This is a genomic window from Tropicimonas aquimaris (genome assembly GCF_042676185.1).
GTDB classification, from domain to species: domain Bacteria; phylum Pseudomonadota; class Alphaproteobacteria; order Rhodobacterales; family Rhodobacteraceae; genus Tropicimonas; species Tropicimonas aquimaris.
The window spans coordinates 1-12,666 of the sequence record NZ_JBHTJT010000044.1; the positions used below are offsets into that span (position 1 = coordinate 1).

General features: G+C 65.6%; 17 protein-coding genes. 10 read left to right on the plus strand and 7 right to left on the minus strand.

The features are described 5' to 3' along the window. The first annotated feature begins 53 nt into the window (after window positions 1–53). Both ACFQ2S_RS18085 and ACFQ2S_RS18090 read left to right on the plus strand, forming a co-directional pair. The gene (locus tag ACFQ2S_RS18085) at window positions 54–359 is read left to right on the plus strand and encodes a hypothetical protein (protein WP_386076698.1); all 306 of its coding nucleotides are present in this window, start codon (window positions 54–56) and stop codon (window positions 357–359) included. Window positions 360–503: 144 nt separating this feature from the next. Further along, window positions 504–857, plus strand: a complete 354-nt coding sequence (locus ACFQ2S_RS18090) for a hypothetical protein (protein WP_386076619.1) — start codon at window positions 504–506, stop codon at window positions 855–857. A 54-nt stretch (window positions 858–911) separates the two neighbouring features. Here ACFQ2S_RS18090 and ACFQ2S_RS18095 read toward each other — a convergent pair whose 3' ends face one another. Both ACFQ2S_RS18095 and ACFQ2S_RS18100 read right to left on the minus strand, forming a co-directional pair. Beyond that, window positions 912–1,454 (minus strand): L,D-transpeptidase family protein, encoded by a 543-nt coding sequence (locus ACFQ2S_RS18095; RefSeq protein ID WP_386076621.1) that lies wholly within the window; start codon window positions 1,452–1,454, stop codon window positions 912–914. Next, complete coding sequence (locus tag ACFQ2S_RS18100; protein ID WP_386076622.1) at window positions 1,454–2,623, minus strand: MalY/PatB family protein; 1,170 nt, start codon at window positions 2,621–2,623, stop codon at window positions 1,454–1,456. The genes ACFQ2S_RS18095 and ACFQ2S_RS18100 overlap by 1 nt, the downstream gene beginning before the upstream one ends. A 113-nt stretch (window positions 2,624–2,736) precedes the next feature. Between ACFQ2S_RS18100 and def (ACFQ2S_RS18105) the strand changes: the two genes are divergently transcribed. From def (ACFQ2S_RS18105) to fmt, 4 genes are read left to right on the plus strand one after another with little or no spacing between them, the layout of a single operon-like run. Further along, window positions 2,737–3,258 carry a peptide deformylase gene (def, locus tag ACFQ2S_RS18105; protein WP_386076624.1) on the plus strand — a complete coding sequence of 174 codons (522 nt, stop codon included), beginning with the start codon at window positions 2,737–2,739 and terminating at the stop codon, window positions 3,256–3,258. Between the two features lie 4 nt (window positions 3,259–3,262). Next, a complete protein-coding gene (def, locus tag ACFQ2S_RS18110; RefSeq protein WP_386076626.1) occupies window positions 3,263–3,757 on the plus strand; it encodes a peptide deformylase in 495 nt (164 codons plus the stop codon). Further along, entirely contained in the window at window positions 3,754–4,251 is a 498-nt protein-coding gene (gene def, locus ACFQ2S_RS18115; RefSeq protein WP_386076628.1) for a peptide deformylase, read from the plus strand. Before def (ACFQ2S_RS18110) ends, def (ACFQ2S_RS18115) begins: the two co-directional genes overlap by 4 nt. Before the next feature lie 4 nt (window positions 4,252–4,255). Then, a complete protein-coding gene (fmt, locus tag ACFQ2S_RS18120; protein WP_386076630.1) occupies window positions 4,256–5,155 on the plus strand; it encodes a methionyl-tRNA formyltransferase in 900 nt (299 codons plus the stop codon). A 224-nt stretch (window positions 5,156–5,379) separates the two neighbouring features. Here fmt and rnhA read toward each other — a convergent pair whose 3' ends face one another. The 5 genes from rnhA to ACFQ2S_RS18145 form a co-directional block, all read right to left on the minus strand. Next, window positions 5,380–5,832 (minus strand): ribonuclease HI, encoded by a 453-nt coding sequence (rnhA, locus tag ACFQ2S_RS18125; protein WP_089233306.1) that lies wholly within the window; start codon window positions 5,830–5,832, stop codon window positions 5,380–5,382. Window positions 5,833–5,901: 69 nt separating this feature from the next. Further along, complete coding sequence (locus tag ACFQ2S_RS18130; RefSeq protein ID WP_386076632.1) at window positions 5,902–6,354, minus strand: DUF3429 domain-containing protein; 453 nt, start codon at window positions 6,352–6,354, stop codon at window positions 5,902–5,904. Further along, entirely contained in the window at window positions 6,351–6,965 is a 615-nt protein-coding gene (locus tag ACFQ2S_RS18135; protein ID WP_386076634.1) for a LysE family translocator, read from the minus strand. Before ACFQ2S_RS18135 ends, ACFQ2S_RS18130 begins: the two co-directional genes overlap by 4 nt. Next, window positions 6,962–7,915 carry a 4-hydroxy-3-methylbut-2-enyl diphosphate reductase gene (gene ispH / locus ACFQ2S_RS18140; protein ID WP_386076636.1) on the minus strand — a complete coding sequence of 318 codons (954 nt, stop codon included), beginning with the start codon at window positions 7,913–7,915 and terminating at the stop codon, window positions 6,962–6,964. The genes ACFQ2S_RS18135 and ispH overlap by 4 nt, the downstream gene beginning before the upstream one ends. Window positions 7,916–8,065: 150 nt before the next feature. Further along, entirely contained in the window at window positions 8,066–8,644 is a 579-nt protein-coding gene (locus ACFQ2S_RS18145) for a LabA-like NYN domain-containing protein (protein ID WP_386076638.1), read from the minus strand. A 140-nt stretch (window positions 8,645–8,784) separates the two neighbouring features. Here ACFQ2S_RS18145 and folK point away from each other — a divergent pair, with 140 nt between their 5' ends. The 4 genes from folK to ACFQ2S_RS18165 are packed head-to-tail and all read left to right on the plus strand — an operon-like array spanning window position 8,785 to window position 12,656. Beyond that, entirely contained in the window at window positions 8,785–9,360 is a 576-nt protein-coding gene (folK, locus tag ACFQ2S_RS18150) for a 2-amino-4-hydroxy-6-hydroxymethyldihydropteridine diphosphokinase (protein ID WP_386076700.1), read from the plus strand. 38 nt (window positions 9,361–9,398) lie between these two features. Continuing rightward, window positions 9,399–9,755: a DNA-directed RNA polymerase subunit omega gene (rpoZ, locus tag ACFQ2S_RS18155; RefSeq protein WP_386076640.1), complete on the plus strand. Its 357-nt coding sequence runs from the start codon at window positions 9,399–9,401 to the stop codon at window positions 9,753–9,755. A 35-nt stretch (window positions 9,756–9,790) separates the two neighbouring features. Next, window positions 9,791–11,908: a RelA/SpoT family protein gene (locus tag ACFQ2S_RS18160; RefSeq protein WP_386076642.1), complete on the plus strand. Its 2,118-nt coding sequence runs from the start codon at window positions 9,791–9,793 to the stop codon at window positions 11,906–11,908. A 34-nt stretch (window positions 11,909–11,942) separates the two neighbouring features. After that, the gene (locus tag ACFQ2S_RS18165; protein ID WP_386076644.1) at window positions 11,943–12,656 is read left to right on the plus strand and encodes a DUF2062 domain-containing protein; all 714 of its coding nucleotides are present in this window, start codon (window positions 11,943–11,945) and stop codon (window positions 12,654–12,656) included. Window positions 12,657–12,666: the final 10 nt, after the last annotated feature.

Below are 12,666 nucleotides of genomic sequence, written 5' to 3' on the forward strand. Positions count from 1 at the left end.
TGTTCGCCATTCTCTGTCCTCCGTTTCCTAAACATAACGGTGGACCAGTTCAGATGGGGCACTCCAATGCCGTTCGGCTCGTTCGCGGACAGGAAGATGCCATCGACGTTCTCAGGCTCGACGCCGTCGACGTGATCGTTCTCGATCTGGTGCTCGAGGAAGGGAGTGCGCTCGCCGTTGCCGATTTCGCGTCCTACAAGCACCCTGACACGAAGGTCGTGTTCGTGACTAACACCACCTTCTTTTCGGATGGGTCGATCTTCAGGCTGGCGCCGAATGCCTGCGCATTCCTGCAATCACAGACGCCGCCCGAGGATCTCACGATGATGGTCGAGCACTACGGCGCCGCGGCGCACTGAACCGGCCCGACGGCCATGACCGATAGAGACCACGTCGGTCATGTGTTTGAAAGGCATCGGTTTCCTGCCAGCTTTCGGCCTCGGTGGTTGACAGGTGGCGAGCGGTGCGCGCCAATAGAGGTGTTCGGTGCGGGAGTCGTAGGTATGTCTGAGTTTCTTCCCAAGGAAGTGCGCGAGGAGCTGGAATCCGCGCGCAAGGAGACCAAGCGTCGGCGTTCGCGGATGGTGGTCCGCGTGGGGGACGAGGACTTCACGATCCTGCGCCACTGGGAGGGCGGTTTCGCGCTCGATGTGGCCGATGCGCCGGGGCTGCGCGGGCTGGTCGATCTCTATGACGGCGGGCGGCATCTCTGCCAGGCGCTGATCGTCGCCTCCGCGGAGGCCGATGGCGAGCGGGTCTTCGAGGTCAAGCGGACGACCCCGGCAGCGGGCGCTGCTCCGGCAGCGGATTTCGTACGTGACCGTCCGGAGCCCTCGGGCCTTCTTCCCCGGAACTGACCGGCCGCGACATGCCCCGGGATTGCCACAGGTGTTAACGCAGGCGCTGCCGGGTCAGGGCAGGATCTCGACCTCTGTGCCCATCGGCGTGTAGCGGAAAAGCTCCTCGATCTCCTCGTCGCTGATCGCGACGCAGCCGGCCGTCCAGTCGCCGCGCAGGTCCGGGCGGCCCTTGCGCTGGTTCGGCTGACCGTGGATGAAGATGTCCCCGCCGGGCGAGACGCCGGCCTCGCTGGCCCGGGCGCGGTGCGATCGCTGCGGATAATCGATGCCGAGCGAAAGGTGATAGGCGCTCTGGTTGTTGCGCCTGTCGATGCGGAACACCCCTTCCGGCGTCCGCCCGTCGCCTTCCTCGAACTTGTCGCCCGCAGGCGCGAAGCCGAGCGCGATCGGGCGATAGACCTTCTGGATCCTGCCGTCGCGATAGACGCGCATGGTGCGGCGCGTCTTGTCCACCACGATGCGGTCGATCTCGGCGGTGAGCTGGCGCGGCGGGGTCATGTCCCAGGGCTGGAAGCGATCCCAGAGGGCATGGCCGGTGGCGCCCGGCGGCCCCAGGATTATCGTCAGCAGCACGGCATGACCCAGCCCCGGCATCACTGCAGGTCCGAGAACGCGCTGGCCAGCCGCTCCATCGCCTCGGCGACCCGGCTGCGGGGCGTCCCGAAGTTGAACCGCAGGACACTGTCGCCGCCCTTGCCGAAGGTGGGGCCGTGGTTGGTCGCGATCCGCGCGCCTTTCTCGACGCGTGCGGTGAACTCCTCGCGGGCCATGCCGGTGCCGGAGAAGTCGACCCACGCGAGGTAGGTCGATTGCATCGGCATCGAGCGCAGGCCGGGGATCGCGTTGATCGACGAATCGACGAGTTGCCGGTTTCCGTCCAGGTAGGCGACCAGATCGTCGACCCAGGCCGCGCCTTCCGGGGAATAGGCGGCCTCGGTCATGAAGAGGCCGAAGGAGTTCGGCGACTTGCCAAGCCCCGCCATGCGCCGCGCGAAGCGGTCGCGAAGGTTCGGGTCCTCTATGATGACCTGACCGGTATGGGCGCCGGCGATATTGAAGGTCTTGGACGGCGCGGTCAGCATGATCAGCCGGTCGGCGATGCCGGGCAGGGTGCTCATCGGGATGTGGTGCGCGCCGGGATAGACGATGTCGTGGTGGATCTCGTCCGAGACGATCATCAGGTCATGGCGCCGTGCGAAATCCGCGATGCCTTCGAGCTCGGCGCGGGTCCAGACCCGGCCGCCGGGATTGTGCGGCGAGCAGAGGATCAGCATCTTTTCCGAGCCGGTCATCTGCGCGTCCCAGGCATCGAAATCCATCCGGTAGATGCCGTCCTGGACGGGCATCTCGCATTCCACCACGTTGCGCCCCGCCGCGCGAATGACCCGGGCGAAGGCGTGATAAACGGGCGTGAACAGCACGATGTCGTCGCCGGGCGCGGTGAAGGCCTCGAGGTTGATGGCGACCGCGTTGACCAGCCCGGCGGTGGTGAAAATCCAGGACGGGTCCACCTGCCAGCCATGCCGCTCCTTCATCCACCAACAGATCGCCTCGCGATAGCTGCGGTCGTCGCCGTGGTAGCCGAAGACACCGTGATCGACCATGCCCTGCACCGCGTCCAGCACGCAGCGGGGGGGACGGAAATCCATGTCGGCCACCCACATCGCGATCCCGTCGTCGGCCGGGACGCCGTAGCGCTCCTCCATCATGTCCCACTTCACGCAATGAGTTCCGCGGCGGTCGATGATTTCGTCGAATGACATGGTGCACCTCGTTGTTCCTGGAGCGCCAAGCTACCCGCAGGGCGGGCAGGGGCAAGGGGTATACCGCAGTCGTGATATTGCACCGGCCGCACCCTTGCCTTACATCCCCGCGCATGACCCTGCGTTCCATTCTCATCCATCCCGATCCGCGCCTGAAAAAGGTCTGCGAGCCAGTGCCCGACCTCACTGACGAGTTGCGGGTGCTCGCCGATGACATGCTTCAGACCATGTATGACGCGCCCGGCATCGGCCTGGCCGCGCCGCAGGTCGGGATCACCAAGCGCCTGATCGTGCTGGATTGCGTGAAGGAAGAGGGCGCGACCCCGAGGCCGCTGGTGATGTTCAATCCCGAGGTCGTGGCGAGCTCGGACGAGCGCAGCGTCTACGAGGAGGGCTGCCTGTCGATCCCGGACCAGTACGCCGAGGTCGAGCGCCCGTCGGAGGTCACCGTGCGCTGGGTGGACCGCGATGGCCGGCTGCAGGAAGAGACCTTCGCCGATCTCTGGGCGACCTGCGTGCAGCACGAGATCGACCATCTCGACGGCATCCTGTTCATCGACTACCTCAAGCCGCTCAAGCGTCAGCTGATCACCCGCAAGATGCAGAAGCTCAAGCGCGAGCGCGCGAGGGCCTGATCGCATGCCGAAGCTCAAGATCCAGATGTGGCCGGCACCGGTGCTCGCTCGGGTCTGCGAGCCGGTGGGAGAGATCGACGCCGGCATACGGACGCTGGCCAGCGACATGCTCGAGACGATGTATGCCGCCGAGGGGCGCGGCCTCGCGGCGCCGCAGGTCGGTCACGCCCTGCGCCTGTTCGTCATGGACTCGGCCTGGAAGGAGCGTGCGCCGGATCCGGTGATCTGCATCAATCCCGAGATCACCTGGACCTCGCCGGAACGAGCCGCCCATGACGAAGGCTGCCTGTCGATTCCCGGCATCGCCGCCCGCGTCGAACGCCCGGCGCAGATCCACATGACCTGGACGGACATCGACGGACGTGCGCAGGAGGCGGATCTCGAAGGTTTTGCCGCGATCTGCGCCCAGCACGAGGTCGACCATCTCGATGGCATCGTCACCCTCGACCGGCTTGACCGGCAGACCCGTCAGGCGCTGATCGAGGAATACAGCGCGTGAGCCCCCGGCCCTTCGTGCGCTGGCCCGACAAGCGCCTGCGGACGCCCGCGGCGCCGGTCGGGGAGATCAACGACGAAATCCGCGCGATCTGGGACGACATGGTCGACACGATGGAGGCAATGCCCGGTCTCGGGCTCGCGGCGCCGCAGATTGGGGTCATGCTGCGTCTCGCGGTTGTCGACTGCTCCACCGAGCGCGGCCAGGCCGTGCGGCTTGCCGATCCGCAGATCCTGTCCGCCAGCGAGGCGCTGCGCGCACATGAGGAGGCGAGCCCGAACCTGCCCGGCGTGCACGCCCGGCTGGAGCGCCCCGCGAAGGTCGACGTCGCTTTCACCGACCAGACGGGGATGCGGGTGCGCCGGGCCTTTGAGGGGCTTTGGGCGACCTCGGTGCAGCACCAGATCGACCATCTCGACGGGCGGATGTATTTCGACCGGCTGAGCCGGACGAGGCGGGACATGCTGATCAAGCGGGCACGCAAGACAAGGGAGTGAGGGGATGAAGGTCGTCTTCATGGGAACGCCGGACTTTTCGGTGCCGGCGCTCGACGCGCTGGTCGCGGCCGGCCACGAGATCGCAGCCGTCTACACCCAGCCACCGCGTCCAGCGGGTCGCGGCAAGAAGCCCCGTCCCAGCCCTGTGCAGGCGAGGGCCGAGGCACTCGGCCTCGAGGTCCGCCATCCGGTCTCGCTGCGCCCGCAGGAGGAGAAGGAGGCCTTTGCCGCGCTTGGCGCCGATGTCGCCGTGGTGGTCGCCTACGGACTGATCCTGCCCCGCGCCATCCTCGACGCGCCAGCGCAGGGCTGCCTCAACATCCATGCCTCGCTGCTGCCGCGCTGGCGCGGCGCCGCGCCGATCCACCGCGCGATCATGGCGGGGGATTCGGAGACTGGGATCTGCATAATGCAGATGGAGGCCGGGCTCGACACCGGCCCCGTGCTTCTGCGGCAGGCCACGCCGATCGGGCCGGAGGATACCACCGCAGACCTGCACGACCGCCTTGCCGCCATGGGCGGCGGATTGATCGTCGAAGCGTTGTCCCGCCTCGACGGGCTCGCGCCCCAGGTGCAGCCCGACGAAGGCGTCACCTATGCCGAAAAGATCGACAAGGTCGAGGCCCGCATCGACTGGTCCCGCCCGGCCGAGGAGGTCGACCGCCAGATCCGCGGCCTGTCCCCGTTCCCGGGCGCCTGGTGCGAGATCGGCGAGGAGCGGCTGAAGCTTCTTCGGTCGCGGCTCGCAGTGGGCGAGGGACAGCCCGGCGAGGTTCTGGGCGGATTTCGGATCGCCTGCGGCAGCGGCGCGATCGAGATACTCGAAGCGCAGCGTCAGGGCAAACGCCCGATGGCCGTGGAAGAAATCCTGCGCGGCCTGACCCTGCCGGACCGGATCTCCTGATCCTGCCTTGTGAAAGAGTTTACTTGCCTCCGGCGGGGATATTCCAGGACAGAAGAAGTCATGACCTGTGAACCGGGATGGGCGACACTCCGGCTACGGTACAGGCGGGGACGCCAATGACCGTGACAGGAGAAGTCGCCCGGCCTCCGCTTTGATGGCCGGGCGCGCCCGCTGCTTCTTCTGTCGAAAAATATCCCCGCCGGAGGCATCGCCCGCAGGGCGGTTCACTTCTTGAAAGGGGCCATTCCTGCGCGCGCCAGTTCGTCCGCGCGCTCGTTCTCCGGGTGGCCGGCGTGGCCCTTGACCCATTCCCAGGTGACCTTGTGGCGGGCCTGCGCGGTGTCGAGACGCTTCCAGAGTTCCTCGTTCTTCACCGGCTTCTTGCTCGCGGTCTTCCAGCCGTTTCGCTTCCAGCCGTGGATCCAGCCGGTCACCCCGTTCTTCACGTAGGCCGAATCGGTCACGATGGTGATCGCGGAGGGGCGGGAGAGGCTTTCCAGCGCCGAGATCGCGGCCAGAAGCTCCATGCGGTTGTTGGTGGTGGCCGCTTCGCCGCCGTTGAGTTCGCGTTCCTTCACGACGGTCTCGCCGTCCTTGGCCTGCAGCAGGACGCCCCAGCCTCCGGGGCCGGGATTCCCGGAGCAGGCTCCGTCGGTATAGGCAAAAAGCTCGGGCATGCGGGGCGGATACGTCAGTGATCGGGGCAGGGCAAGGGGGCACGACCGGCAGAGCCGGTGCAGGCAGTGTCAGGCAAGCGCCACGACGGAAAGGCAGGCCACGACCACGACGGTCAGTGGCACCCGCAAGGCCATCCACCAGCGCGGCGTCAGGCCGTTGGACCAGAGCAGCCAGTCGATTCCGAGCACGCCGAGAAAACCCACGATCAGGTAGATCGCGGTGCTGACCGGCCCGGTGCCGCTGAAGAAGAAGGCCCAGAGCGCCGGAATCACCGAGAGCGCATATCCGAGGCTGGCCGCCTCGCCCTCCGCCCGCGCCGCGAAGCCCCAGAGCACGCCGGACATGAAGGCGAGGATGATCGTGCCGTAGTAAAGCAGGATATAGGGCGCGACGAACCTGGGGCCGACGGTGGCGAGGGTCAACTCCTGCAGCGCCGGCACGAACCGTGTGAGCACGCCCCACAGGAACGGGAGCAGCCCGGCGATGCCGAGCACGAGCGCCATGCGTGGAATGTCTCTCATGCCCGCTCCAGTGCGAGGCGGGCGCCGAGGGCGGCGAAGATGGCGGCGAAAGAGCGGTTGAGCCAGCGCATGGCCGTTTCGCTCGACAGGATCAGGGTGCGGGCGGACGCCGCGAAGACCCCGTAGAGGACGAAGACGGCGAAGGTCATCGCCATGAAGACCGCGCCGAGGCTCAGCATCTCGGAGGTTGCCGTGGCGGCGGTGCCGGACAGGAAGGGCGGCAGCAGGGCGAGGAAGAAGATCGAGAGCTTGGGGTTGAGGATGTTGATCAGCGCCCCTCGGCGGGCGATCTGCCAGCCGTTAAAGCAATGCGCCGAAGGCGAGATCGCGAGCGCCCCGCCGGAGCGTAGCGCCTGCCATGCGAGCCAGAGCAGGTAGGCCACGCCGGCGAACTTCACCACCTGGAACAGGAGCGCCGAGGTGTGGAGCAGCGCGGCCAGCCCGAGCACGGCGGCGAGCAGATGCGGGACGATCCCGATCGTGCAGCCGAGCGCGGCCCAGATCGCGGCGCGTCGGCCCTGACCCAGCCCGGTCGCCAGCGTGTAGACCACCCCGGTGCCCGGGGCGAGCACAACGACGAATGCGGTGAGCAGGAACTGAACGGAGATCATGCGGTCACCTGCCGGAGCACACGCGGCACCTTGAACTCGACCCGCTCGACCGCAGTTTCCACCTGTTCGAGCGTCACCTCGAAATGGTCGCTGACCGCATCTATGACCTCCCGGACCAGCACCTCGGGGGCCGAGGCGCCGGCGGTGATGCCGAGCGCGCTGATCCCTTCCAGCGCGCGCCAGTCGATGTCGGAGGCTCGCTGCACGAGTTGGGCGTAGCCGCAGCCGGCACGGGCGCCAACCTCGACCAGGCGCCGCGAGTTGGAGGAATTCGGCGCTCCGATCACGAGGATCGCATCGACCTTGGGCGCCATTGCCTTGACCGCCTCCTGGCGGTTGGTGGTGGCGTAGCAAATGTCTTCCTTGTGCGGTCCTATGATCGCGGGGAAACGGGCCTGCAGCGCGGCGACGACCTCGGCGGTGTCGTCGATCGAGAGGGTTGTCTGGGTGACATAGGCGAGGCGCTGCGGGTCGCGCACCTCCAGCGTGGCCACGTCCGCCGCGGTCTCCACCAGCAGAACGTCGCCCTCGGGGAGCTGGCCCATGGTTCCGATCGTCTCGGGGTGGCCGGCATGGCCGATCATGATGATCTGCAAACCTTCCTCGGCGTGGCGCTCGGCCTCGATATGGACCTTGCTGACCAGCGGGCAGGTGGCGTCGACATAAATCATGTTGCGCCGTTCGGCCTCGGCGGGCACCGCCTTGGGCACCCCGTGGGCCGAGAAGATCACCGGGCGATCCTCCGGGCAATCCTCAAGTTCCTCGACGAAGACGGCCCCCTTGTTGCGCAGCCCGTCGACCACGTAGCGGTTGTGCACGATCTCGTGGCGCACGTAGACGGGCGCGCCCCATTTCTCGAGCGCCATCTCGACGATCTTGATTGCGCGGTCGACACCGGCGCAGAAGCCGCGCGGCGCGGCCAGGTAGAGGGTCAGGTTCGGTTTGGTCATGCGCTACCTCCGGGCCCCACAGGTAAGGCCACAGCCCGCGCCCGTCCAGCGCTGATGCCCGGGATCGATGCATGGCCTGACTGCGTCGCAAACGAAAACACGGCCCGCATACAATGCGGACCGTGCCGAATAACTCCCGAAGGTGTCGGGTCAGTCGCGAGCGTATTCCTCGGACTGGGCGACCTCCTGCGGACGCGGTTCGCGCGGCGGGCGACCGATCACGTCCTTGAGATCGTCGAGCTCGATGAAATTGTCGGCCTGACGGCGCAGCTCGTCCGCAATCATCGGCGGCTGGCTGCGGATGGTGGAAACCACAGACACCCGGACGCCCGAGCGTTGCAGGCTCTCAACCAGCGGGCGGAAATCGCCGTCGCCGGAGAACAGGACAATATGATCTACCCGCGGCGCCAGCTCCATGGCATCGACGGTGAGCTCGATATCCATGTTGCCCTTGACCTTACGTCGGCCCTGGCTGTCGATGTATTCCTTCGCGGGCTTCGTGACCATGGTAAAGCCGTTGTAGTGCAACCAGTCCACCAGCGGCCGAATCGGCGAGTAGTCGTCGTTTTCAAGCAACGCGGTGTAGTAGAACGCCCGCAGCAACTTTCCCCTGCGCATGAACTCCTGTCGCAGCAGTTTGTAATCAATATCAAAGCCAAGGGACTTTGCTGCTGCGTAGAGGTTCGAACCGTCGATGAAGAGCGCAAGCCGCTCGTCTCTGTAGAACATCAAATATCCTTCCGATATATCTGCCCGGCCTGTGAGTGAGTGGTGAGTGGTTCGGCCGAACAGAATGGAAAAAATAAGGAAATACGATCCTGCCGCAAGATATACCACGTTACAAAACGGACACAAAGGCGTTCATTTCGATAGGCTCGAATGTTGCAGCTATGGGGATGTCGCCGAAAGACCTTGTATTTGCAGGAGTTGAGGCCCTCGAATGCGATGCCGTCCGGGTCGTTGCAGCGAGTCGTCTTTTTGCCACACCTTGCGTGCCGGCCGGTGCCGGGCCCGACTATGTGAATGCCGCGGCGGTGGTGCAAACCTCTCTGAATGCCGGGGCCCTGCTGGCGCATCTTCATGCCGTGGAAAAGCGGTTCGAACGCAGCCGCAGCCAACGTTGGGGGGCGCGGTCGCTGGATCTGGATCTGCTGGACTTCGGCGGTGTCTTGCTGCCCGATCGGGGAACCTGGGAACATTGGCGGGCGTTGCCATTCGAGCGCCAGCGCGAGGAGGCGCCGGACCAGTTGATCCTGCCGCATCCGCGCATCCAGGATCGCGCCTTCGTGCTCGTGCCGCTGGCCGATATCGCGCCCGGCTGGGTGCATCCCGTGCTGGGGCAGAGCGTCACGGAGCTTTGTGCGGGCTTGACCGAGGCGGACATGTCGGGGATTGTCCCGCTGGACTGTTCCGAATCCCTTGCGCTTTTGGCCAAGGGGAGTTAAGGAACGCGCTCCCACCCCTGGCAGGACTGGAGTTTCCCATGGCCCGCGTGACGGTCGAAGATTGCGTTGACAAGGTTCCCAACCGTTTCGAGCTGGTGATGCTCGCCGCTCATCGTGCGCGCGAGATCTCTTCGGGTTCCCAGATCACCATCGACCGCGACAACGACAAGAACCCCGTCGTGGCGCTGCGCGAGATCGCGGACGAGACCCAGCAGGCCAACGACCTGCGCGAACGGATGATCGAGGCCAACCAGACCCAGATCGAGGTGGACGAGCCCGAAGAGGATTCGATGGCCCTGCTGATGGGCGCCGAGACCCCGGACAAGCCCGCCGACGACGGGATGGACGAGGAGAAGCTGCTGCGCGCGCTGATGGAAGCGCAGGAGCCTCGCTGAGGCCCGAGGCGAACATCTGGTGAGACCGGCGCGCAATGATTGATGTCGAAGACCTGGTTGCGCTCGTCACCGCCTACAACCCGCACAGCAATACAGAGAAGCTCCGGGAGGCCTATGCCTACGGGGCTGAAATGCATGCGGGCCAGACACGCCACTCTGGCGAGCCCTATTTCACGCATCCGGTGGCCGTCGCCGCGCTGCTGACCGAGCAGCGGCTGGATGATGCGACGATCATCACCGCCCTGCTGCACGACACCGTCGAGGACACGCGGGCGAACTTCTCCGACCTGGAGCGCCGATTCGGCAGCGAGGTCGCGGAACTTGTGGACGGCGTCACCAAGCTGACCAACCTGCAGCTGACCTCGACCGAGACCAAGCAGGCGGAGAATTTCCGCAAGCTGTTCATGGCGATGTCCAAGGACCTCCGGGTGATCCTCGTCAAGCTGGCGGACCGCCTGCACAACATGCGGACGATCAAGTACCAGCGCCCCGACAAGCAGGTGAAGAAGTCCCGCGAGACCATGGACATCTATGCGCCGCTCGCCGGCCGGATGGGCATGCAGTGGATGCGCGAGGAACTGGAGGACCTGTCGTTCCGGGTTCTTAACCCGGAGGGGCGCTCCTCGATAATCCGCCGCTTCATCACGCTCCAGCGCGAGACCGGTGACGTGATCCACAAGATTACGCACGACATCCGGCTGGAGCTGGACCGCGTGGGCATCGAGGCCGAGGTCTTCGGCCGGGCCAAGAAGCCCTATTCGATCTGGCGCAAGATGCAGGAGAAGGGGCAGGGCTTCTCCCGCCTGTCCGACATCTATGGCTTCCGCGTCATCACCGAGGACGAACTGGACTGCTACCTCGTGCTCGGGGCCATCCACCAGCGCTGGAAGGCGGTGCCGGGCCGGTTCAAGGACTACATCAGCCAGCCCAAGTCGAACGGCTATCGCTCGATCCACACCACGGTTTCGGGGCGCGACGGCAAGCAGGTCGAGGTGCAAATCCGCACCCGCCAGATGCACGAGGTTGCCGAGTCCGGGGTTGCGGCGCATTGGTCCTATCGCGACGGCGTGCGCGCGGAGAACCCCTTCGCCGTCGATCCGGCCAAGTGGATCACGACCCTGTCGGAGCGGTTCGACGATTCCTCCAACACCGATTTCCTCGAGCACATGAAGCTCGAGATGTATTCCGACCAGGTGTTCTGCTTCACCCCCAAGGGCGACGTGATCAAGCTGCCCAAGGGCGCCACGCCGCTGGATTATGCCTACGGCATCCACACCCGCATCGGCGACAGCTGCGTCGGCGCCAAGATCGACGGCGTGCGGGTGCCGCTGTGGACCCGGCTCAAGAACGGCCAGTCGGTGGAGATCATCACCGCCGAGGGACAGCGCCCGCAGGCGACATGGCTCGACATCGTGGTCACCGGCCGGGCGAAATCCGCGATCCGGCGCTCCCTGCGCGAGGAAAACCGCGAGCGCTACATCAAGCTGGGCTCCGAACTGGCGCGCGTGGCCTTCGACCATGTCGGCAAGAAGGCCACGGACAAGGCGCTGCGGACGGCGGCCCGGCAGATGGGTCTGGAGGACGGCGAGGAACTCCTTGCCCGCCTCGGCAGCGCCGAACTCTCGGCCCGCGACGTGGTCAGCACGCTCTACCCGGAACTCGCCGCCCGCGAGGGCGAGGAGGTGGAGCAGGAGCGAGCGGTTCTCGGCCTCGCCCCGGACCAGACTCCGACGCGCGGCAAGTGCTGCCAGCCGGTTCCGGGCGAGCGGATCGTCGGCATCACCTATCGCGGTCAGGGCGTGGTGGTCCACGCCATCGACTGCCCGACCCTCGTCGATCTCGAGGACCAGCCCGACCGTTGGGTCGATCTGCACTGGCACTCCGGCCTGCACGCGGCCATCTATACGGTGACGATGCAGATGACGATCAGCAATGACGCCGGGGTAATGGGTCGAATCTGCACATTGATCGGCGAGCAGAAGGCAAATATCTCCGACCTGCACATCGTTGACAGGAAACCGGACTTCTATCGCCTCGAAATCGACGTGGATCTGCGCGACGTGGAACAACTGCACATGGTGATGACCGCGTTGGAGGCCGACAATGATGTTGCCGAGGTGTCGCGGGTGCGGAACGTCGACGGTCTGGACTGAGCGCCGGAAAAATTGAAGTGGGAGTTCTTGAGGCGTGGTCTTCAAGAGGCGTGAGAAACGGAGCTGGCTGCAGGTCGTAGCCGAAAGTCTCTGGCCGCGGGGCGGCTGGGGGCGCGCTGCGATCTACGTCAAGCACCGCATCCGCCGCCTGCCCGACAAGCCGCACCGCATCGCCCGCGGCATCTTCTCAGGCGTCTTCGTGTCCTTCACGCCGTTCTACGGGCTGCATTTCATCACCGCCTTCATGGTCGCCAAGGCGATCGGCGGCAATATCCTCGCCGCGATGCTGGCCACCTTCTTTGGCAATCCGCTCACCTTCCCGTTCATTGCCGCCATCTCGCTCAAGATCGGGTACTGGATCCTCGGACTCGAACCGGCGCCCGGGTTCCGCCAGGAACTTCAGGAGCGGATCGAGGCGGGCGAGTTCCACCAGCACATGAATCAGAACCTGATGAGCAAGTTCTCGGGGGCCTTCGCCGATCTATGGGGGAATTTCCGCGCGATCTTCACCGACGACGTGGCGAACTGGGACCGGCTCAGCCTGTTCTACCACGAGGTTTTCCTGCCGTTCCTCGTGGGAGGCATCATTCCCGGAATCATCGCCGGGCTGATCGCCTATTACGTCACTCTGCCGATCATTACCGCCTACCAAAACCGCCGCCAGAAGCGGATCAAGAAGCGGCTTGTCGAGCTGCGTGCCGCGCAGGCGGCCGCATCCGTCGGCAAGGTGGGCACGCCCGGTCACTGAGTCCAAATTC